The sequence below is a fragment of the Bacteroidales bacterium genome (assembly GCA_022647615.1).
Taxonomy (GTDB): domain Bacteria; phylum Bacteroidota; class Bacteroidia; order Bacteroidales; family UBA932; genus Egerieousia.
Genome location: JALCKZ010000001.1, coordinates 700,659 through 723,699, shown reverse-complemented (window position 1 = coordinate 723,699; position 23,041 = coordinate 700,659). Strand labels below are relative to the sequence as shown.

General features: G+C 40.6%; 16 protein-coding genes and 1 tRNA gene. 6 read left to right on the top strand and 11 right to left on the bottom strand.

From position 1 onward, the window contains the following. Positions 1–73: 73 nt before the first annotated feature. Positions 74–1,141, top strand: a complete 1,068-nt coding sequence (locus LKM37_03105) for a hypothetical protein (protein MCI1719998.1) — start codon at positions 74–76, stop codon at positions 1,139–1,141. Positions 1,142–1,160: 19 nt separating this feature from the next. Here LKM37_03105 and dnaE read toward each other — a convergent pair whose 3' ends face one another. Then, on the bottom strand, positions 1,161–4,754 hold the full coding sequence (dnaE, locus tag LKM37_03100; GenBank protein ID MCI1719997.1) for a DNA polymerase III subunit alpha: 3,594 nt from the start codon (positions 4,752–4,754) through the stop codon (positions 1,161–1,163). A gap of 77 nt (positions 4,755–4,831) precedes the next feature. Beyond that, positions 4,832–6,373 (bottom strand): 2,3-bisphosphoglycerate-independent phosphoglycerate mutase, encoded by a 1,542-nt coding sequence (gene gpmI / locus LKM37_03095; GenBank protein ID MCI1719996.1) that lies wholly within the window; start codon positions 6,371–6,373, stop codon positions 4,832–4,834. A 178-nt stretch (positions 6,374–6,551) separates the two neighbouring features. On the opposite strand from gpmI, the gene LKM37_03090 reads away from it, so the two are divergent. Then, entirely contained in the window at positions 6,552–7,097 is a 546-nt protein-coding gene (locus LKM37_03090) for a prolyl-tRNA synthetase associated domain-containing protein (protein ID MCI1719995.1), read from the top strand. On the opposite strand, the gene LKM37_03085 is transcribed toward LKM37_03090, so the two are convergent. The 3 genes from LKM37_03085 to secDF all read right to left on the bottom strand — a co-directional run bounded on the left by LKM37_03085 (position 7,087) and on the right by secDF (position 13,292). Beyond that, positions 7,087–7,656 carry a hypothetical protein gene (locus LKM37_03085; GenBank protein ID MCI1719994.1) on the bottom strand — a complete coding sequence of 190 codons (570 nt, stop codon included), beginning with the start codon at positions 7,654–7,656 and terminating at the stop codon, positions 7,087–7,089. The genes LKM37_03090 and LKM37_03085 overlap by 11 nt on opposite strands. Beyond that, positions 7,550–10,042: an RNB domain-containing ribonuclease gene (locus tag LKM37_03080; GenBank protein ID MCI1719993.1), complete on the bottom strand. Its 2,493-nt coding sequence runs from the start codon at positions 10,040–10,042 to the stop codon at positions 7,550–7,552. Before LKM37_03080 ends, LKM37_03085 begins: the two co-directional genes overlap by 107 nt. Positions 10,043–10,127: 85 nt before the next feature. Beyond that, entirely contained in the window at positions 10,128–13,292 is a 3,165-nt protein-coding gene (gene secDF, locus LKM37_03075) for a protein translocase subunit SecDF (GenBank protein ID MCI1719992.1), read from the bottom strand. 29 nt (positions 13,293–13,321) lie between these two features. On the opposite strand from secDF, the gene LKM37_03070 reads away from it, so the two are divergent. From LKM37_03070 to LKM37_03055, 4 genes are all read left to right on the top strand, one after another. Further along, on the top strand, positions 13,322–15,367 hold the full coding sequence (locus tag LKM37_03070; GenBank protein ID MCI1719991.1) for a hypothetical protein: 2,046 nt from the start codon (positions 13,322–13,324) through the stop codon (positions 15,365–15,367). Between the two features lie 40 nt (positions 15,368–15,407). Then, entirely contained in the window at positions 15,408–15,890 is a 483-nt protein-coding gene (locus LKM37_03065) for a hypothetical protein (protein ID MCI1719990.1), read from the top strand. Between the two features lie 25 nt (positions 15,891–15,915). Further along, on the top strand, positions 15,916–16,869 hold the full coding sequence (floA, locus tag LKM37_03060) for a flotillin-like protein FloA (protein MCI1719989.1): 954 nt from the start codon (positions 15,916–15,918) through the stop codon (positions 16,867–16,869). Between the two features lie 114 nt (positions 16,870–16,983). Beyond that, positions 16,984–17,072 (top strand) — tRNA-Ser (locus LKM37_03055). Between the two features lie 318 nt (positions 17,073–17,390). On the opposite strand, the gene LKM37_03050 is transcribed toward LKM37_03055, so the two are convergent. The 6 genes from LKM37_03050 to LKM37_03025 form a co-directional block, all read right to left on the bottom strand. Continuing rightward, entirely contained in the window at positions 17,391–18,542 is a 1,152-nt protein-coding gene (locus LKM37_03050) for a hypothetical protein (GenBank protein ID MCI1719988.1), read from the bottom strand. Positions 18,543–18,553: 11 nt separating this feature from the next. Then, a complete protein-coding gene (locus LKM37_03045) occupies positions 18,554–19,258 on the bottom strand; it encodes a hypothetical protein (protein ID MCI1719987.1) in 705 nt (234 codons plus the stop codon). 45 nt (positions 19,259–19,303) lie between these two features. Beyond that, positions 19,304–20,626 carry an MBL fold metallo-hydrolase gene (locus LKM37_03040; GenBank protein ID MCI1719986.1) on the bottom strand — a complete coding sequence of 441 codons (1,323 nt, stop codon included), beginning with the start codon at positions 20,624–20,626 and terminating at the stop codon, positions 19,304–19,306. A gap of 2 nt (positions 20,627–20,628) precedes the next feature. After that, on the bottom strand, positions 20,629–20,994 hold the full coding sequence (locus tag LKM37_03035; protein MCI1719985.1) for a hypothetical protein: 366 nt from the start codon (positions 20,992–20,994) through the stop codon (positions 20,629–20,631). 53 nt (positions 20,995–21,047) lie between these two features. Further along, positions 21,048–21,455 (bottom strand): hypothetical protein, encoded by a 408-nt coding sequence (locus LKM37_03030; protein ID MCI1719984.1) that lies wholly within the window; start codon positions 21,453–21,455, stop codon positions 21,048–21,050. 76 nt (positions 21,456–21,531) lie between these two features. After that, positions 21,532–23,016 carry a 4Fe-4S dicluster domain-containing protein gene (locus LKM37_03025; protein MCI1719983.1) on the bottom strand — a complete coding sequence of 495 codons (1,485 nt, stop codon included), beginning with the start codon at positions 23,014–23,016 and terminating at the stop codon, positions 21,532–21,534. Positions 23,017–23,041: the final 25 nt, after the last annotated feature.

Here is a 23,041-nt window from a genome sequence, read left to right as displayed (position 1 = left end):
TTCCAATAACAATTTAATAATCCGTACGTTTGGTTTTAAATAAATATCTTTGCAATAATAAATCAGACAGAACATGGCAGAAAAAGAAAACAAAGCGGCAAAAACTCCGCAAAGGACAGAAATCAAGGAACTTGGAAGGATAAAAGCATTGGACAAGCTTTTTGAAAAGACTTCATACAAAAACAATGATGTACAATTCTTTGGAGGCAAGCTTAGCGCAGATAAAAGTGATGATTATTACTACATGACAGCAAACCGCATGATGATGGAAGGTGTTGATTTTGACCTTACTTACACTCCGATAAAGTACCTTGGATATAAAATGGCCATTTATGCAATGGGGCCTCTTTACGCACATAACTATGCCCCTTATGTTCTGAGCTTTACGGTTGGGCTCTCCGCCAAATTCAGCTATGAAAATGTTGATTGGCTTTGGGCCGGCATACAGGCCGCAGCAAAGGAGCATAATATTTTTAATGTCACGATAGACTTAAACTCCTCTATGACAGGGCTTATAATAAGCTGCACATCTGTCGGGAGGCAAGAGAAAAAAATAGTTGACGCCTGGCCTAAGGCGGATAAAAACTCATTGCTGTGTGTAACGGGAAATCTTGGGGCTGCTTATATGGGGCTGCATGTGCTTGAAAGAGAAAAGGTTGCTTTTGGAAACGTAGCGCCGGAGCAGATGAAAAATTACAAGCAGCCGGATTTAAGCAAATACAAATATATTCTGAGCCAATACCTTACACCGGAAATCAGCAGCAAGTGCATAGATAATTTTAAAGATGCCGGATTCTTCCCGTCCACAGGATGCTTCATTGCCAAGGGTTTAGGCGATGCGGTAAAACAAATTTGCAAGGAGACAGGGTTTGGCGCCAAAGTTTACATAGATAAAATTCCTATTGCTCCGGAGAGCAGGGCTATGGCGGATGAGATTGATATTGATATTATTACATCTGTCATTAATGGAGGGGATGATTACCGTTTGCTGTATGTTGTGCCGCTGGAAAAACATGAGCAGCTGCATAAAGAGATGGCAGACCTGGATGTAATTGGGCATCTTTGTCCTGCAGATGAGGGAACAGCTTTGGTAACCCCAGACGGCAGAAGCCTGGAAATCAAAGTACAAGGCTGGGAATAAAATCCTCCGGATTTTAACGCTACATATTTATCTGAGTCTCTGCTCTATACTTGATATCCATTTTGTCAAGCTCATTAAGCAGCGGTCTGTCAACGTTAACTTTTTTGGAAGAGGCGTAGTTAAGCGTTATTTTATTTTCTGATTCAGTTATGACAATATTCATGGGAGTGGTTCCCTTGTTTTCTTTTATTGTCTTGACCAAATCTGTGCGGAACTCTTTATCTAATTTCTCCGTCGGGATATACAAAGTTATGCCGCGCATAAACTGCTCCTTAAGATTAGCCAAAAATGTAATCTTCTGAATCCTAATCTCATAGTCCGTTTCTGAATTGTATCTTTTGCGCAGCTTGCACTTGATGAACAGAGCCGCCCCGGGATTAAGATACTGCAGAAATGCTTCATAGTCTTTCCCAAAAACAGCAAAATTCAGGGTCCCGGCATAATCTTCCAAAGTCATTGAAGCAAAAGGCTTTCCGCTTTTCTGTGAAACCTTTTTTATAAGAGATGAAACTATTCCGCCAACGTAAAAATCTTTATCCGCAAGTGCGGGACTGCTTTTAACTTGCTGAGGCAGAGCCGCCGCCTGGACAAGATTATAAGATGTAAAATTGTCCATCTCAAACTTGTACATATCAAGAGGATGAGAAGAAATATACATTCCAACCATCTCCTTCTCTTTCTCCAAGAATTCCAGATTGTTATACTCTGCGGCAGCTGCAGGAACTTCAGGAGTTTGCGCAACAAAACCTGTATCGGATTCTCCAAACAAGGAGGCTCCGTTATCCTCTTTTTTATTTACTACCTGAGAATATCTGACAAGGGCATCTAAGAAAATGTCCCCTTTTGAATTGGCTGAAAAATACTGATCTCTACGTATATCCGGGAACGACGCATCAAAAGCTCCTGCATAAGCAAGAGATTCTATGGTCTTTCTGTTTATATTTCCGTTGCCCGCTTTTTCCGCAAAATCAAAGATAGATTTGTACGGCGCGTTTTTTATAATCACCTCAGAAGCAGCGCCTCCAACTCCTTTAATGGCGGCAAGTCCAAATCTTATTTCATTATCTCCGTTAACGGTAAAATCTATTCCGCTTTCATTAACATCAGGACCAAGAACTTTGATTTTCATTCTCTTGCACTCATCCATCAATTTGGAAATTTCCCCTATGTCACCAAGATTTTTGCTCATGTTGGCGGCCATGAACTCCGCGGGATAATGTGCTTTAAGCCATGCGGTTTGATAGGCTATCCAAGCATAACAAGTTGAGTGAGATTTATTGAATGCATACTTTGCAAACTCTTTCCAGTCGCTCCATATTTTTTTCAGCTGCTCCTCTTTGTAACCATTTGCAAGACCACCCTTCATGAACAACTCCTCCATCTCCATCATCTTCTCTATCTTCTTCTTTCCCATAGCCTTGCGCAATCCGTCGGCCTGTCCTTTGGAGAAGCTTGCAATTCTCTGGCTCAGAAGCATGACCTGCTCCTGATATACCGTAACGCCGTATGTGTCTGAGAGGATGTCCTCCATCTCCGGCATCTCATATTCAATTTTTTTACGCCCTATTTTTCTTTCAACAAAATCAGGAATATACCGCATAGGTCCTGGACGATACAGTGCATTCATCGCAATCAAATCCTCAAACCTATTGGGTTTCAGCTCTCTAAGCCACTTCTGCATTCCGGGGCTTTCAAATTGGAAAACAGCAATTGTATCTCCGTGGCTGAACAGCTTAAATGTCGCCTTATCATTAAGCGGCAACGTATCAACATCAATATCAATTTTTTTGCTCCTCTTTATATTCGCGACAGCTTCTTTTAAAATTGACAAAGTCCTCAATCCAAGGAAATCCATCTTAAGCATTCCAACATCCTCTATATCAGAACCCTCATATTGAGAGACCCAAATATCATTTCCGGAATCTTTATCTTTTGCAATGCTGATTGGAATGTGCTCGCTTAATCTGTCGCGACCAATAATAACAGCGCAAGCGTGAACACCTGTATTTCTTACTGTTCCTTCCAGCATGCGCGCATACTTCATCGTCTCTCCAACCTCCTTAGACTCAGGATGTTCATACTCCTGCTTGAACTCCGGCACAAGGCGCAGGCAGTTATCAAAATTTACAGAAACTTTCTTTGCGTCTATTTCTTCTGTGCCGTCCGGACGCTTAACTTTTACCTGCTCATCTGGGAAATTTGACGGAACCATTCCTGCAATTTTATTTGCAATGGCAAGCGGAACATCCTCTATTCTGGCAATATCCTTGATTGCACTTTTAGTTGCCATTGTGCCAAAAGTAACCACGTGAGACACATGGTCTTTGCCATATTTCCCCTCCACGTAAGAGAGTACATCTCCGCGCTTCTCCTCCTCAAAATCTATATCAATATCGGGCATTGAAATTCTGTCGGGATTAAGAAAACGCTCAAACAGAAGATCATACTTGATTGGGTCTATCTTGGTGATTCCCAGACAATACGCAACAACGCTGCCGGCTGCGGAACCTCTGCCCGGACCAACCCAAATACCTCTTGCTCTGGCAGCATTAATGAAATCCTGCACTATCAAAAAATAATCAGGGAATCCCATTCCCTTAATTGTCTGAAGCTCAAAGTCAATCCTCTCTTTAAGCTTTGGAAGCATATTGGGATATCTTGTCTGAGCGCCGTTGTAAACCAAATCGCGCAAATAATCATTGGAATCTGAATATCCTTCAGGCAACTTGAAAATAGGGAGGATATGGTCATGGTCAATATCATACTCCTCCACTTTTGCGGCAACTTCCAATGTGTTTGTAATAACCTCAGGATGAGAAATATGCATAGCCGCCATCTCATCGGCGGTCTTCATATACTCCTGCTGTGTATAATGCATCCTGTCCTGGTCCGTTACGCGCGCGTTTGTATTGATACAAATTAATCTGTCGTGAGCAGGACCATCTTCTTTATTTACAAAGTGACAGTCATTTGTGGCAATGCATTTTATCCCAAGTTTTTCACTCAGCTTAAATAAGCCGGCATTTACAATCTTTTGTTTTTCAAATACTTCCTGGCTCTGTCCGGGAACTTCCGTGCGATGCTGCTGAATCTCAAAATAATAATCATCACCAAAAAGATTCTTATACCACAAGGCAGATTTTTCCGCCTCTTCCATATTCCCCGCAGCAATCAGACGCGGCAGCTCACCCCCAAGACAGGCGGAAGATGCTATCAGATTCTCATGATATTTCTCCAGTATCTCCCTGTCTACCTTTGGCTTATAATAAAAACCCTCTGTCCATCCAATAGACACTATCTTCACAAGATTGTAATAGCCCGCAAGATTTTTTGCAAGCAAAATCAAGTGATAGGCACCCTGGTCTTCCTTCCCCCTTTTTACAAATCTTCCCTCCGGATTTACATACACTTCACATCCCACAATTGGTTTAACCACTCCTTTGAACTTTTTTGCAGTCTTAAGAAACTCCTTGATACCAAACATATTGCCGTGGTCTGTCAAAGCCATGGCAGGCTGGTGGTCAGCAGCAGCTTTCTTAAAATAATTCTCTATCTTCCCCTCTCCATCAAGAATGGAATAGTATGAGTGTAGATGTAAATGAACAAATTGCATTATTTTTCTCCCGACAGTATATTGTTTTTACCTAGATACAAATTCAGTTACTTACTAATTGGAACCTTGGATCTTATTTATACAAGCGCCTCTCCCGTCATCTCCTTTGGCTGCTGTATCCCCATCAGTTTCAAGATAGTAGGAGCTATATCACATAACCTTCCGTTCTTGACGCTCTTTACATCATCATCAACTACAATGAACTGAACAGGATTTAAAGAGTGCTGAGTATTTGGCGATCCGTCGGGATTAACAGCACAATCCGCATTGCCGTGGTCTGCCGTAATCAAAACAGTGTAGCCATTTTCACGCGCCGCTGCAACAACTTGCTTTACAAGGCCGTCAATGCATGTCACAGCTTTCTCAATGGCAGTGAAGACTCCCGTATGTCCAACCATATCTCCGTTAGCAAAATTGAGAATTATCATATCCTCTTTTTGCGTTTTAATTGCTGCAATTAATTTCTCCGCAACTATCGGCGCGCTCATCTCCGGCTGCAAATCATAAGTTGCAACTTTAGGAGAAGGAACAAGGATTCTATCCTCATTTTTAAACGGTTCCTCTCTTCCGCCGCTGAAGAAAAATGTAACGTGAGCATATTTCTCCGTCTCCGCAATTCTCAGCTGATTTTTACCCGCATTTGCAACAACCTCACCAAGAGTATTTTGTACGTTTTCTTTATCAAACAAAATATGCACGCCCTTAAATTCATCATCATAAGGAGTTAAGCAGCAATAGTATAACGGAATAGTATGCATACCCTCTTCCGGCATATCTTTTTGAGTCAATGCATAAGTCAATTCACGCGCGCGGTCATTTCTGAAGTTAAAGAAAATGATTGCGTCATCTTTCTGAATCGTAGCCACTTGCGGTGTACCATCGGGAAGCTGATTGGCACTACTCTCCCCGCCGCAAACAGAAATAGGTTTTACAAACTCATCCGTAACATCTGCTTTATATGATGCATTCATACCGTCTGCAGCAGTTGCAAATTTTGCCCCTTTACCGCTGACCAACAAGTCATAAGCCTCTTTAACCCTGCCCCATCTTTTATCTCTGTCCATAGCGTAAAATCTTCCTACCACGCTGGCAATCTGGCCGCAAGATTTCTTCATGTGTTCCTCCAGCCGGTTGATAAATTCTATTCCGCTATGAGGATCGGTATCTCTTCCGTCCATAAAGCAATGGACATAAACTTTTTGCAGACCGCACTCTTTTGCCGTATCCAAAAACGCAAACAAATGCTCTAAAGAACTGTGAACTCCACCTGTAGAAACAAGTCCCATCAGATGCAAGGCGTGTCCTTTCTGCGCATATTCATAAACCCCTTTTACCTCTTTATTTTCCAATAGCTTATGAGCCTCGCAAACCTTGTTGATTTTTACCAAATCCTGATAAACAACTCTTCCGCCGCCAATATTCAAATGCCCGACTTCTGAATTTCCCATTTGCCCTTTTGGAAGACCCACATCCTCCCCGCAAGCCTGTAGTTCAGAATGCGGATACTTTGCCCTAAGTGCGTCAATATTAGGCTGTCCCGCCATATATATTGCATTGGTTTTATCATGTGCTCCAATGCCCCAGCCGTCCAAAATCATCAATAAAACTTTCTTGTTCATAATATCTCTCCTTATCTTTTTTGCTCTTTTTTATCCCGACAGATTATCTTATTTCTCCAATAAAATTTCTCTCCTAATCGGGTTCGCAAATTACTGATTTTTTCACTACCAAAAAAGGTTGAACAACATCATTAGTTATCAACATAGAGCAGACAATAATATATCGTAACTTTGGGGCATGTTTTACGTTAGCGAATTAAAAAACACTCCGCCGGAAAAATGCTCTACGGAGTTACAAAAGAAAGTTTATGAGGCTTTTGCCAAATTAAACATCCCTTATGAACGAGTAGACACTGACCCGGCAATTTCAATGGATTTGTGCCTTTTGATTGATGAAAAAATAGGCATAAAAATAGTTAAGACGCTTTTTCTCTGCAACAGGCAACAGACTGAATTTTACCTATTTGCAACAAGAGGAGACAAACCGTTTGTCACAAAAGATTTCAGCCATGCGCTTGGCATTTCACGAGTCTCTTTTGCACCTGCAGAGAAGCTCTTGAGCATGATGGGAACCGTGGTAGGCGCCACAACAATTTTAAGCGCGCTGCTAGACATGGGTCCGGAAAAAAAAGTAAAAATTGTCCTGGACAAGGAGGTCACCGATAGTGAATGGTACGGCTGCAGTGACGGCACAGTCAACGGCTATCTCAAAATCAAACTCAAGTATATCCTAGAAGATTTCTTTAATTACACCGGACACAAACTACTGATTGTTAACGTATAATCTGTGGCCGAGAAGTTGTGAGATATCCAAGAGCGATTTCCAGGGAACGTGGAAAGAAGAAGCGGAATTTCTCTGGAATAGAATCCCAATTGGTTTCTACTTTGCCGGTACCTGCGGAATATTTCATAATCAAAATATTACCTGCAGAATTAACAGATTTTAAATCAGAATCTACCCCGGAAAATACTGCCGTGAAGAAAAATTCTTCAGAGGTTTTGCGCTTGTATTCCGTTGCAAAAACGGTATGACTAACGGTCCTTTCTTCCTTTGTAATTTCTTTGGAATTTAACTTCTGCAACTCATCTGATGACGGCAACAAAAGCCACTGGGAACTCAGCGTCAAAATATAGCGGTTCTTTGGCAACTGTAAATCCTTGCCGGACATAAGCGCATCCGCATCCAGAACAAATTCTTTTTCCGCAAGTTCCGGATAGTTGTAATTATCTGTAATACTACCTTTTAGAGCGCTTCGTATTGCCAGCAGATTCTCTCCTATTTTGTAACTTTTTACCGTTAGATTTATTGCCTCCGGAAATTTTTCTCCCTCTTTGATTATCATTTTTTTTGCTCCTGTTGTTTCTAAAATTTCTATTGCCGGAACCCGGATTAGTCCTAAAATTTCTGCCGCTGGAATTAGAGTTATCCCTCTGAACATCTGCGTTGCTGGCAAATTCCGCTTTATTGTAGCTCTCATCCCATACAAGCGAGAAGTCTATTATCTTTTGCTCAAGATTAGTCTTCTCTACTTTTATCTTCACTTTGTCTCCAAGCGTAAATTTTTGGTGCGTGGATTTGCCTATCACACAATAGTTTTTCTCATCAAATTCAAAGTAATCCTCTTTAATATCACGCAAAGCAACCATGCCTTCAACTTTGGTTGGTTCTATCTGAACATACAGTCCCCAATCTGTAACTCCGCTAATAACGCCTTCATAAATCTGACCAATTTTATCCTCCATAAATTCAGTCATCTTATACTTAACGCTCGCCCTCTCAGCCTCTGTTGCAAGCTGCTCTCTTTCAGAGGCATGCTGGCACATATCCTCATAATATTTCTTATCCGCGCTCTTTCCTCCGGCAAGATAATTCGCAAGCAGACGATGAACCATCATATCTGGATAACGTCTGATAGGAGAGGTAAAATGCGTGTAGTATTCAAAGCCCAAACCATAGTGACCAATATTGTCAGTTGAGTATTCTGCACGCGCCATAGACCTCAGCGCAAGAATTTCTATTGTGGCGCACTCAGGTTTACCCTTCAGAGAATCAAGCAGTTTGTTCAATGCTTTTGCCAGCTGCTGCGGAGTATCGGAGGCATCCATCGTGTATCCAAAATGTTTGATGAAAGTCCTCAGCTCTGTAATCTTGTCCATATCAGGCTGGTCATGAATACGGTATACAAACGTTGGCGCTTTTATCTTAAGACCTGTCGTGACATAAGTTGCTACTTCTTTATTTGCCAGAAGCATCAGCTCCTCAATCAGCCAGTTGGCCTCACGTGAAATTTTCTCAACTATATCTATTGGCTTACCCTTCTCATCTACAAGCACTTTCATCTCCGGTCTCTCAAAACTGATAGACCCTTTTTCAAATCTCCTCTTTCTTAAAAGTGTTGCAAGTTTGTGAAGTTCAAGCACTGCGTCAATCACAACTTTCCCTGGAACAGCGGTGCTAAGTCCAGTCACTTTATGAGTCTCTCCCGCTGTACCGTCAGCTGTTGCAATATTTGCATTAACTGAAGTATTCTCTTTATTCGCGACAGATGCTCCTCCGCTAGAAAGTGTTGGCTTGTAATTAGTTGTATCCCCGTTGCTCTCTATCAGCTGCTGAACTTCTTCATAAGCAAATCTAAAATCAGAACTAATTATTGTTCTTCCAAACCAGCGATTAATAACGTTTGCATCATCATCCAATTCAAAGACAGCGGAGAACGTAAGCTTTGGCTCTCCGGGTCTTAATGAGCAAAGATTATTTGACAAAACTTCCGGCAACATTGGAACGGTCCTGTCAACCAAATAGACAGATGTTCCTCTGTCAACCGCCTCTTTATCAATAATGGAACCTGGTCTTACATAATAAGATACATCGGCGATATGAACTCCAACCTCCCAATGTCCGTTATCCAGTTTTTTAAGAGAGCATGCATCATCAAAATCTTTTGCATCTGCAGGGTCAATGGTAAAAGTGCAAGTCCCTCTAAAATCTCTTCTGCCGGAAAGCTCTGCGTCACCGATAGTTACAGGAATTTTTGCCGCCGCATTTTCAACTTCATCAGAGAACTTATAAGGCAATCCAAACTCAGTAAGAATTGCATGCATCTCCGTATTATTATCCCCGGAAGCTCCAAGAACATCAATCAAATCTCCCTTTGGAGTCTCTTGACCACGTACAAATTCCTTAATCAGCACGGCAACTTTAAGCCCCTGATATTCAGGCTTTACTTGCTCTATCGGGACCTCAATATCATAAGGCATATTTTTATTCTGCATAATAACCCATGCCTTCTGACCCGTAATCTGAAGAATTCCAATATAAGGCCTCTTGCTTCTCTCTACAATCTGGAAAATTTCTCCCTCCTCGCGATGGTCATTCTTTGCCTTGCGTGTTATTGCAACTTTAACAGTATCATTGTTTAAGGCGCCGTTTAATTTGCCGGAAGGGATGAATATATCATCCTCTCTGTCGGGAACTGTAACAAAGCCAAATCCGCCTGCCGCCATGCTAAGCTTGCCGGTAACTTCCTCAATTACTTTTCTGCTGTTGGTTCTATTCTTCTTGTGGCCATATTGGCTCATGATTTCGTCCTCAGTTCCATATTTGGAGCCGTAAGTTTTTTCCGCAGAGCGCATATAATGTTTGTCATTGCGCCCCTCACGGTTTCTGCGATTTTTGTTACCGCCTCTGTTTGAACGGTTTGAACCGCCTCTTTTATTATTTCTGCTCATGAATTTTCTCAATTAAGATTTAGCAAATTTAACAAAAAAAAGCGGCCATAAACTGACCGCTCTTTTTGTATCATTATTTTAACACTTAGGCTTTAACCTCTGGTGTGGCAGGTTGTGCTTCAGGAGCAGCTGCAGGAATCTGTTTCTTTCCCTTCTTGCCGCCCTGATTTTTCTCCTCTTCCTTCTCCTCTTTCTCTTTCTCTTTCTTCATGTTCAAATCATACATGATAGGAGTTGCGATAAAGATAGAAGAATATGTACCAACTATAACTCCAAGTGAAAGAGCGCAAGAGAATCCGCGGATAACCTCGCCTCCAAATATTGCAATTGCAATCAAAACGACAAGCGTTGTTCCTGATGTATTGATTGTTCTTGACAATGTGCTGTTTACGGCTCCGTTTACATTATCTCTCAAAAGTCTCTTTGGATATAATCTTCTGTACTCCCTGATTCTATCAAAGATAACCACGGTATCATTGATTGAATATCCGATGATTGTCAAAACTGCTGCAATAAACGTCTGGTCAACATCCAATGAGAATGGAAGAATTCCGCTGAATATTGAGTAGAAGCCAATTACAAGGATAGAGTCATGCGCCAATGCTATAACTCCGCCGGCGCCCCAAGACCAGTTCTTAAAGCGGACCGCTATGTATAAGAAGATTGCAAGCAGTGATATGATGACGGCCAAAACTCCCTTTCTCTTCATATCATTTGCAATGGTAGGACCAACCTTATCAGAACTTACAATTCCGTTAGGATTATCTACCGTAGTTGTAAATTCTTCCAGAGACATTTGGCTCTTGTACATGCCCTTTAATGCATTGTATAATTTAGCCTCAACCTCTTTGTCAACCTCTGTAGAATTATTCTTAATCTTATACTTAGTTGTCAGTTTCATCTGGCTGCCAGATCCAAACTGCTTAACCTCAACGCTCTCATTGAATTCCTTCATTGCCGCTGCACGGACCTGTTCAGCAGTAACATCCTGGTCAAATCTCAAAACGTAAGTACGACCACCTGTGAAATCAACTCCATAAGAGAAGCCTTTTGTAAGAATGAAGGCAAGTGCAACGGCTACTATAATTCCGGAAATAGTGTATGCATATTTACGCAGATGAACAAAGTTAACGTGCGTATTCTTTAAGAAGTTTCTTGTCAGACTGTTATCAAATGTGATGTTCTTATTACGTGCAAGACGTGATTCAAAAATCAACCTTGTAACAAATATTGAAGTCAGCAAGGATGTAATGATACCAATTACCAACGTAGTAGCAAATCCTTGAACCGGACCGGTACCAAAGATGAACAAAACAATACCTACAATTATTGTGGTAATCTGACCATCCAAGATTGCAGAATATGCATTGCTGTAACCGTCGTGAACTGCAAGCCGTAACTGTTTGCCCGCTCGCAACTCCTCCTTGATACGTTCATATATGATGACGTTGGCGTCAACCGCCATACCCATTGTCAATACCAAACCTGCAATACCAGGCAATGTCAAAACCGCTCCGAATGAAACCAAAGCTCCCATCAGGAACAAAACGTTTGTAAGCAATGCGGCATCAGCTGCAAGACCCGCACCCTGATAGAACAAAACCATGTAAATCAATACCAGCAAGAATGCGATAATGAATGAAAGCAAACCTGCATTGATTGACTCGGCACCCAAAGAAGGTCCGACAACTTGTTCCTGAACAATTGTTGCAGGAGCAGGCAACTTACCTGATTTCAAAACATTAGCTAAGTCCTGAGCCTCTTCTACGGTAAAGTTTCCGGTAATCTGAGAACGTCCGCCTGTGATTTCAGTTTGAACAGTAGGATATGAATAAACCATTCCATCCAACACAATGGCAACGCTTCTCTGCAAGTTATCTGCTGTTAGTCTTGCCCATGTTCTTGCACCCTCCGGGTTCATTGACATTTCAACGTCAGGAGAACCTCCGCTTGTCTGATATGCTGTATTTGCATCAGTAATAACACTTCCGTCAAGAGGTGCTTTACCGTCGCGGGTAGCGTTCTTAATTGCAATCAGGTCAAAAATAGTTCCGCTCTTATCCTGAGGATCTGCCTTAACTGTCCACATTGGAACAAGTTCTGCAGGAAGAATTGCTTTAATCTGAGGCAATCTTAAATATGCATTAATCTTTGCAGTATCCTTATAATGAGCTCTTCCAATTACAGGACCCGGCGCAAGCTGACCTTGATATGCGCTCGGCTGAAGAACTGAGAACAGCGGATTTGATTTTGCGTAATTTACATTCTCTTTATTTGAAGTTGAGTCTGCAGCAAGCAATTGCTCTTTGTAACTGCTTATAGCTTTGTTAGTAGTATCTGCTGCACCAATTGCTTTTGTACTATCTGCTGAAGCAGCAACTTTGGAAGTATCTGCAACTTTTACATTTGCAAGAATATCTCTTAGGGTATTATTAATCTGCTCCAAATAACTGTAAACTTCTTTGTTTTCAAACGTAGGCCAAAATTCCAAAGAGGCAGTACCCTGCAGCAGTTTTCTAACACGCTCAGGCTCTTTAACTCCGGGAAGTTCTACAAGAATTCTACCGGTGTTGCCAATTCTTTGAATATTAGGAGATGTTACTCCAAAACGGTCTATACGGCTTCTTAAAACGTTGAATGAGTTTGCGATAGCACTTTCAGATTCCGTGCGGATTACTGCAATAACCTCAGCATTAGTGGTTTCCGGCTTAATCTTATCCTTCATCTCATAAGTACCAAAGATGGCGGATAGTTTCTTGCCCGGAGCTACCTGGTTCCAAGCCTGCTCAAATAGCGTAATGAAATCTGCATGACTTACAACCTCATTTTTCTCTGCAAGAGCAAGGGCTTTCTGGAATTCCGGTGACTGGTTGTTATCTGACAAAGCCCTAATCAAATCCTTCAACTGAACCTGAAGCATAACGTTCATACCGCCCTTCAAATCCAATCCAAGGTTAATCTCTTTCTCCTTTACGTCTTTGTAGGTAAAGCCAAAAAATACTTTCTGAGAGGTAATGGAATCTATATAATACCTGTTCCTCTCTTTACGCAGTGAATCAAGGAAATACGCCTTGTCCATGTCAGCAACTGCCGCATATTGCGGAGTCTTCTTCATAGCTGTAACCGCAGCCTCTGCGAAATCTTTTGCCTTATTCTCCTGATGTCTGGTTGCCCAAGTAAATGATAGTTGATACAAGCACGCCAGAGCTATTAAAATCGCCACAAATCTAATGGCACCTTTACTTTGCATGTGATATTGTTTTTAAAAGTAGGGTGCAAATGTACAATTTTTTCTCAAAATATAAAGTATTTCCTACCTTTGTTACAGCGTTTTGGCACATTCAAATGAAATCTATAAAATTCCTATTAATCATATCCGCGGCCTCTTTGCAGTTAATGCTATTTTCATACGGGCATGCGTTTTCACAAAATAAGCAGCAAGAGGAGGGGAACAAGCTGGAGGCGTCGGCAGATTCTCTGGTGCGCGTCTATCAGTTTTCCAGAGCAAAAGGCATCTATAAAAATCTTGTAAAGATGGAATCTTCAGCTCCCGACAGGGCAAGGCTGGAGTCAAAAATTGTGACTTGTGATAACGGGGAGGCTTTGCTGAATTATGTAGCTGAGCCAAAGGTCATCACCAAATCCACCTTCAGCAAAAAAGATTTTTTTCTGCATTATCCGGGACTTTCAAAAGAGGGTTCATTTGTGGAGATTCCCGCCTCTCTAGGCGGCGGAAAGGACACAATTTACTTTCCGTCAAACACTTCCGTGCTTTACTATAGTAAAGCAGACAAGAACGGAAGCTGGAATATTTACATGACAAAGAAGGGTGCCAATAATGTTTGGAGCGCACCAAAAGTTCTAAATGACAATGTGACCTCTTCCGGCAATGAACTGTTTCCCTATGTCTCTCCGGATGGCAAAAAACTCTACTTCTCATCTAATGGCCACTATGGCGCAGGCGGTTATGACCTGTATGTGAGCGACTGGGATGAGCAGACAGGAGATTGGGGCATGGCGCAGAATATGGGTTTCCCCTATTCATCCCCGTCAGATGATTTGTTCTTTTATAATACTCCCGACGGGAAATATTCAATTTTTGCCTCCACAAGAAATTTAGACAATCCGGCAAAAAGCAGCTACGCGCCGGATAAAATTACTCTTTATGTTCTAGCATTTGAGCCGCTCCCCGTTAAGCATCAGACAACTCCGGAGGAGGCGCTGGAAATATCAAAATTAAGGAGCGGAAAAACACAAGAAGAGAGAGATTCTGCAGCAGCTGTCGGGATTAACAAAAAAATAAAAACTGCCGACATCAGCTCTTCCGCAACTCCGGCGGACTCTGTTACACAATCTGCTACCGCAAATTATTCCCGCATCAGCATCCAATACAGAAACCTGCAAAAATCTATAAACCAGTCTATTGCAAGGCAGAAGAAAAACAGGGAACTATATGCGGCGCTAAAAAACAGAATTGGAAGTTCAACAGATTCTTTGCTTACCGCCCGCAGAACAGATTCTCTTACAGCACTTGCGCAAAAAATAACTGAAGAAGAGCGCAACACTCTGGACTTGCAGGACAAAGCAAACAAAGCGGCTGCGGCACTGAAAAAAATAGAGGAAAATTTCCTATCCGACGGAATGATTGTTCCGCCTGTAAAGCAAGCAGATACCACATCAAATAATTCTGCAAAAAAAGATTCACTTAATGTTGCCGTCAGCGATAATATATTTGAACAGAACGCTTTAGGCGAGACGCCAACAATGAAAGTAGAAAAAGCGGCACCGGAAAAAGACTTGACTTTCAGGATAGGCGCTTCACAAATGGGACAACCGGAAGACGTGCCGGAAGGTTTAGTTTATCAAGTTAGATTTTTACAGCTTGCCAAACCTGCAACCTTAAAAACATTCAAAGGAATAAGCCCCGTATTTGAAAAAAAATCAGGCGGCAAATATTTTTATAATGCCGGCCTATTCTACTCATATCCAGAGGCTTTAAAGGCACTGTCGAGAATAAAAAAGATAGGATTTCGCTCTGCCTCAATAGTTGCGCTAAACAACAGAGAGTCTGTCTCTTTAAATGCGGCAAGAGCGATGGAGAAAAAATTGTCTGCCGCTACATACAACGTTATAATTTCTGGATACGACAGCTCTCTGCCGGAAGATGTTCTTAAAGTCCTAAAGGAAAGCACGCAGAAAGATATTGCAAAAATAGCGGGCAATTTTATAATAGGCCCGTTCTCCAAACTTGCAGAGGCAAACTCACTTGCAGATAAACTTAAGAATATTTCCGACAAAACTATTTCTGTGGAAAAAGTCAAATAGTTTTTTTATATTGCGTTAAAATAAATCAACATTAAACACTATGTGGGCACTTATTATTGCACTGATTATCATAGGAGTAATTTTATTAGTTACTGAATTAATAATCATTCCGGGATTTGGTGTGACGGGCATTTTGGGCATTGCTGCAATGGTGGCTTCTTGCTGCCTTGGATGGTATCATTTTGGACACGTATGGGGAACTTGGATTATACTAATTAATGTTGCGCTAATCCTTTTGCTGTTATTCCTTTTACTGCGCTCAAAAACGTGGAAAAGAGCAAGCCTGCAAACAAACATCAACGCAAAAGTTGATGAAGACCCAAGAAAGAAAGGAATCAAAGTTGGTCTTAAAGGTATTTCTCTAACACGTCTTGCCCCTGGAGGACAGGCAAGAATAGGAGAGAATAACATAGAAGTATTCTCCAGAGGCCAGCTGATAGATGCTTGTAAAGAGCTTGAAGTCACTGATATAGATGGCACAAAAGTTTTTGTGCGTGAGGTTGAAGATGATAAAATCAATTAGAAATTTTTAAACTAAAAATATTATGATGGGTCCTGCTACAATGATTATTTGGATAATGGTTGCTTTTGTTGCACTCCTTATCCTGTTATGGTTTTTCCCTATCACACTTTGGTTCCAGGCCTTAATTTCCGGTGTGAAAATATCTCTGCTTCAGCTGGTTCTGATGCGCTGGAGAAAAGTTCCTCCCGGAACAATTGTAATGGCAATGATTACCGGAACAAAGGCGGGATTGCATTTGGATGCCAATCAGCTGGAAGCTCACTATCTTGCAAAGGGAAATGTTCCTAATGTTGTAAACGCTTTAATATCAGCAGATAAAGCAAACATTTCATTGGACTTCAATATGGCTGCTGCAATTGACCTTGCAGGACGTGATGTTTTTGAAGCTGTGCAAATGTCTGTAAATCCTAAAGTTATAAATACACCTCCTGTAACGGCAGTTGCAAAAGATGGTATTCAGCTGATTACCAAAGCAAGAGTAACCGTACGCGCTAATATCAAACAATTGGTTGGAGGCGCAGGAGAAGAGACGGTGCTTGCCAGAGTTGGAGAGGGAATCATCTCTTCAGTAGGTGCTGCAGACAGTCATAAAAAAGTTCTTGAGCATCCCGACAGTATTTCCAAAGTCGTTCTAGGTAAGGGACTTGACGCAGGAACAGCATTTGAAATTTTATCCATTGATATTGCAGACATAGACATTGGAAGAAATATCGGCGCCATCCTTCAGATAGACCAGGCAAATGCAGATAAGAACATTGCACAGGCCAGAGCTGAGGAGAAACGCGCAATGGCGGTAGCTCTAGAACAGGAGATGAAAGCGAAGGCTCAGGAGGCGCGCGCCAAAGTCATTGAGGCTGAGGCACAAATCCCAATGGCCATTGCAGAAGCATTCCAAAAAGGTCACATTGGAGTAATGGATTACTATCGTCTGAAAAACATTCAGGCAGATACAGATATGAGAGAAAACATTTCAAAGTAACCACAACACTATTAAGCAAATGCTGCTCCGGCAGAGGCTTAAATTTTGGTTAACCGCAGAAATCAATTATATTTGCACTCCTTTTGAAAGAGAGGAAATTTAGCTTAGGCTTCCGGTGAGGTGGGAGAGTGGCTGAATCCACCAGTTTGCTAAACTGACGAACGGGGTTTCCCGTTCCGCGAGTTCGAATCTCGCCCTCACCGCGAACAAATGCAAGATGTTGCTCTGCAACACCTTGTAAAACGCAAAAGGCACCACAAGCTTGCTTGTCAGGTGCCTTTTAAGTTTTATAGGGGTTTTGCGGCGTGCCGCAAAACATCTTGCATTTGCTCTAGCATCCCCAGCCGGACAGGCTAATGCGAGAATGCGCAGCCGCCTCAGCGGCGAGCACCATCCGCCAAATTTTTCATAGGCCATAAAAACGTTAATCGCTTGATAATATGATTATTGCAAGCCTCCGTTGAGCCTTTTTAAGCCCAACGCGTCCCTGCAACTCTCTAAAAACTAATTGATTGTATTTTTTAAAGCCTATGAGATTCTCCCTCTTTCAGCAAATCCCCTATCAACTTTATCATCGCCGCAGACAAATCCATCCCGGAAAGCTCCTTCTCCAGTTCCGCCTTTTCTCCGCGCTTCTCAATTATATCATACAAAGTCTTCAAATCTGCACCATCCTCATTGCGCCTAGAATCTGAAGTTAACATTCGCTGCACCTTTGCTTTAAAAAGATAAACAGGTTTCCAAAATAGCACGGAAATTTCATCATACGTTTCCGTAGTCAAATTCACCCGCTCAGTCTGTCCCTCAAATCCAGGATCATACGTCAACAAGGCATCAACTTCAACTCCCTCTTTTTTATTAGCATAGCCCAGCTGAAATCCATTATTCTCTTCTACTAATGGCAAAAATTTTTCTCCCGACAGATATTTTTTGAATTCTTCAATTCCCTTATTATCAGCCTTTGACATAAAATTAATATCATCTCTAGGACGCTCTCTATTCTCTTTCACTTTATACATCCTAGCCAGAAATTGCACAGCAGTTCCTCCAATTAAAGCAAAACCGCACTTTGTCGCATTAATAACTATCGGGATATCAAAAGGTGAGTAAGTTTCAATGAAAGTTTTCTCACTAAAAATGATTGAATCAAAGGCATCTGATTTATTTGCCGCGTTGAACTTCTCAATAAGCTCTTTGAATGATTCGACTATTTTATTCCAGCCGATATACATGATATTAATCTTAACGCCGTCATCTTGCTTAATAGTGGAAACGCCTGATTGTTGGACAAATACGACATTGTAAATTTTAGAGATAGTGCTCTTTTTTATTTTTTGGTTTCTAAAACATCTTTCACAATTACTCTTGATTTTTCCCCAATCTTCCTCCGAGTCATAATTGCTAAAGAAAATTGCATCTTGCTTTTTGGTACTTTCATGAGTAGCAATTACAAGCGCATTAGAAATGTAATACTTCTTGTTAAAATTCGCATAATACAAATGTAACTCCCGAACATCCTGCAAATCAAGCTCTTTAACGCAGATACCCAATAGCTTACGCCAGCCCTTAGGGGAATCATTATTAAGGATTCTCCAGAGAGTCTCCACCATCCCGTAGTCAACAGAGTACGGACGTTCTATGTAGTATGTGGTCATGGTAAAAATTAGGAACAATTATTTATGAATTACTGGCCTAATCTTATTCCTTGATCATCAATTAAACCCTCATTATACCTATACACGGCTCTTAGAACACTATTTTCATCTGTGTCGTTTACAATGCTGTCCCAACTGATAAAATTAATCGACCCTAAATTCAAATTAGTATATGTTGCTACGTCTTCTGGAATATCTTTTTTTAGTTTAGGAACAATTGCTACATAATATGAATTTTTGCACGGTACAATCTTGTTAAACAATTTTAAGACTGTTGTATTCTGCCCGATTGTTCTTTTTTTTCTATACTTGTCCGTAATCCATATTCTTTTATTGATATTGATATTGATATTGATGTTCTCACGATTATCAAATAATAGTTTTTTAAGATATAATTGATAAAAAAGATTTGAACTATAACCGTCATACTTATTCCGACTTTTGAAATTAGATTCAGATTTTTTCAGTCCACCGTATGCCTTCACTTTTGCCTCCACAAAGATTGCATCCTTTGTACTATCTTTATCTTTATGAGAGACAATGATAACTAAGTCTGGGGTTCCAAATTCAGATAAAGAGTGTTCTAGGTATAATTCACATTCTGCGATATCTTTGATTTTTAATCCTTTTATTTTTTCCAAAAAGTGTGTTAATGTTTCTGGCTTTTCCATAAATGAAAATACAAGCGCATCCATCATACCGCGTTCTGAATACCCAATAAAATTTGTTTTCATATTAATATTAAATTTAAGTTTAGACAATAAAACTACCTACAAATCTCAGACATCGTAACTATCCGCCCCTTGTAAAATCTTATACCCCTTAAACACTTCTTCAAATTTCTCCGGCGCTTCTGTATGTACAGGGATAATCGCCTTTGGGCTAACGCTTTTCACAATCTTTTGCAAAGATTCAACATCAGCATGTCCGCTAGTATGAGCAAAATACAATGGAATCTGATTATCATTTAACCATTTGACAAGTTCTTTATTTTTATTACGATAGCCAAGCCAAACAGACCAGATAAAATCCACATCTCTCACCTTAAGCGGCTTTAAAATATCTCTCAACAACCTAGGACGTACAAGCACCACAGATGAACCAGAATCCTGCGTTATTACATCCTTCTTTACCACTTTACCTTTGTCGCTAAAATACTTTGCATCATTCTGTCTCAACTCTTCCACTTTATGATTATTCGGGTGCCTATAACTCTTAGGTATATAGACATTTATTTTTTGATGCGTCTCTGCGGAGGGAATAGTATTTCTTACTTCATTAATATCTCTTAGGACTGCTGCCGTATATAAATCAATATATAATGTTTTTTGAGTCTTAACACATGCTTGGTAAATGGTAACAATCCTGTCAATGTCCAATGCAGAGGCCCAAATATAATGCAGCTTATTACTGCCGGAAAACAAATTACACAACTCACTTTCTACCTCATTCTCAAAATAATACCTCCTTACACATTTAGCAAAATGTAAATCCCCAACATCACACGTTTTAACAGAATGATCTTCTTCTTTTCTAATATTTGTTCCTTCAAGCAACAGACAATCAACATTTTTTGGAAGACATTTGTAAAGCCCTCTTTTTCTGCCGCTGATTCTAATATCTCCGCTATATAACAGTTGTTTGCCATCCGCCTCAACTAATAGAGCACATGCATCAAATGCTGAATGATCTACTGTATAAGGAGTTACCTTAATAGAACCAACCGTAACAGATCTGTCGGGATTACTTTTGTCATACGATTTAAAAGTGATAAAATTATTATTCAATCGCAGTCTTTCGCTCAAATGTTTTCTGGGAACGGACACAGCAGCTAATGTTCCTTCAGATAGATACACCGGAATATTTTTGTCAATATGTTTCAACAGTCCAGTATGGTCTGCGTGATAATGGCTGATAAAAATTGCATCTGCTCCTTCACACCACCGTTCTGCCTCATCGTCAATGTTTTTCTGTTCAGTATCATTTAATTCATCATAATTAAGAGGCATTCCAGCATCCAGAATGATTCTATTTGTAGAGGTTGTAACTTCTATGCAACTGCCGCCAATCTCATGCGAACCTCTATAAATTTTTACCCTCATAATTAAAACGTTAATATATCCCTGCCGGCAGAATCTTTGCCACCCTGGAAATATAATTTTTGAGCCTCTGCAAAAGGAATTTCTTTTGTTTCTTCCAATATTGTACAAGGCATCATTTCTTTAAGAAGCTTAGGAATATCTTTAAACTTTAAACCCTTAGCATCCTCAAAAATAGCATCCATAATATCTTGTTTCGTTCCAAATGTCACATGAACTGCATACTCAGTAGTCCACTTAAATCCATACCCTTTGGGGGAGGTAATTTTAACCAAAGGCCTTACTTTCTTGGCTGGTGATTTTTTATTCTCTTTTAACATTGTCTTATTTCTTTCTAACATTTTCATAGTTTCTTCTGGTTTTCTTTTCATAGTGCAGTTTGTTTATTTTCTTGAGGTTATAATTCTCTCTCAAAGTTATGAATTTATTCTTCTGTTAAGACCCGGTTTCCGTTTTCTATCAATTCTGTCAGATTTCCCTCGCAGATAAACACATTGCTCAACACGCCAAACGCAACTATGTGTGATTCATGTGTTTGAACATCAGTCATTTTACAAATAGAAAAAACAACGTATTGGGTAACGCTTATATCATATCTTGCAGCTATGGAATTATTTACGAGACCCGGTAGCATTGAGCTAAAAAATCTTGCAACTTGATATGCTCCGCTATTTAAATTAGAATTATACTCCAAGTCAAACTGAGCGGCATCATCAAGTACCGTATTCTTCATTTTTCCCTCTGAGGGACAGGTGATTATTAAAATAATTATAATTGCCGCAGTTGTGATTGACTCTATTATTTTCCCGACAGATGATGACTCGTTTTCCATTTCTTTGACCTTTTAAATCTGGTACAAAGATTACTTCTAACTTTGCCAAATGGCAGCAGAAGCCAGGAAAAGTGATTTATTTATCAAAAACCTGTTTGTCGTAACCTTCTACATAGATTGCCTTGGCCGGACGGGCAGGGCAAGCTTTTTCACAGGCGCCGCAACCCACGCAGATGCTGTCATCTACAGATGGATATTGCAAACTATCGGGATTAGTCTCATCCAGCGGCAGCATGGTAATTGCACCATAAGGACAATTTTGCCAGCAAACTCCGCATGCCACGTTCTTATTCAAAACCAGACAGTTAAAGCCTTGCCAAACAGCATGGCCAATATGAACTTTAAATTTTGTTTCTGCCTTGATTGGCTTTATAGCACCGGCAGGACACAGATTAGAACACTTGTCACAATCTGGCTGGCAAAAACCTTTTTCATAAGAGACGGTTGGCTGCATAAAAGTCATCAGACCCATTGAAGGATGCAGCACATGACCGGGACAATTTGCAATACAAAGCTGACAGCCGGTACAATGGTCAGCCATGTTTTCCGCACTCATCGCTCCTGGAGGAAGAATTGGTGTTTCCCTGGAAACTTTATCAGGCTCGCCCATTACTTTTGTCACACATTTATCTTTTGCCAAAGCAGCGGTTGTCGCCAGCATTGCAGTGGCTGTCAGAAAGTTGCGGCGTGTAAAATTTTGTGTCCCGACAGTTTGTTGTGCAGGAGCATCTGATTTTTTATCTGCATCAGCAACCACTTTTTTTGCCTCAGCCGCATCCTGCTGCTGCCTGCCTTTCCACATAAAATGATAATGAATTGCACCCTGATTGCAATTACCAATGCAATCTCCGCAAGAGACACATCTGCTATAATCTATTTTATGATTATCATAATTTATACAAGATGCTTTGCATCTGCGGCCGCAAAGCTTGCAGCCCACACATTTGGAATTATCAATCATTGGACGGAACATTGCAAACCTGGAGAAAAATCCAAGTACTGTTCCAACGGGACATATTGTATTACAATAGGTTCTGCCGTTCCTCCATGCAAGAATAAAAATTACAACAAGAGTAATAACTGCTACTCCAAAAACATAGTAACTTAAAATATGATAGTGTCCCAATTGTACTGCCGGAGCAAATAAATTAGACGCAATTCTTCCATAAGAACTATACGGCGCAAGCAGCGCAACAAAAGAATGAATTCCAAAAACTATCGCGAGTATAAAAAGTCCAAGTACCACATACCTCAGCCATGAAATTGCAGGAGAATAAGTAAACCTGTTTTTCTTCCCTTTGCGTTTGCCTGAAATCCAGGATATTACATCTTGCATAACGCCAAGAGGGCAAATAACGGAACAATAAATTCTGCCAATTATTAAAGTTAAAATTATCAGCGCTGCAACAACTATTATATTTAGTGAAAGAACCGCAGGCAGAAATTGCATCTTTGGCACCCATGAAAGCCATTTTGCATAGCCGCCGCAAATTCCTAAAAATAAAAGTGTTATGGCAATAAAGAAAATCGCCGCCAAAATAATTCTAACTTTTCTAAACATGTCTAATTCTTATTAGTGAGTTCTT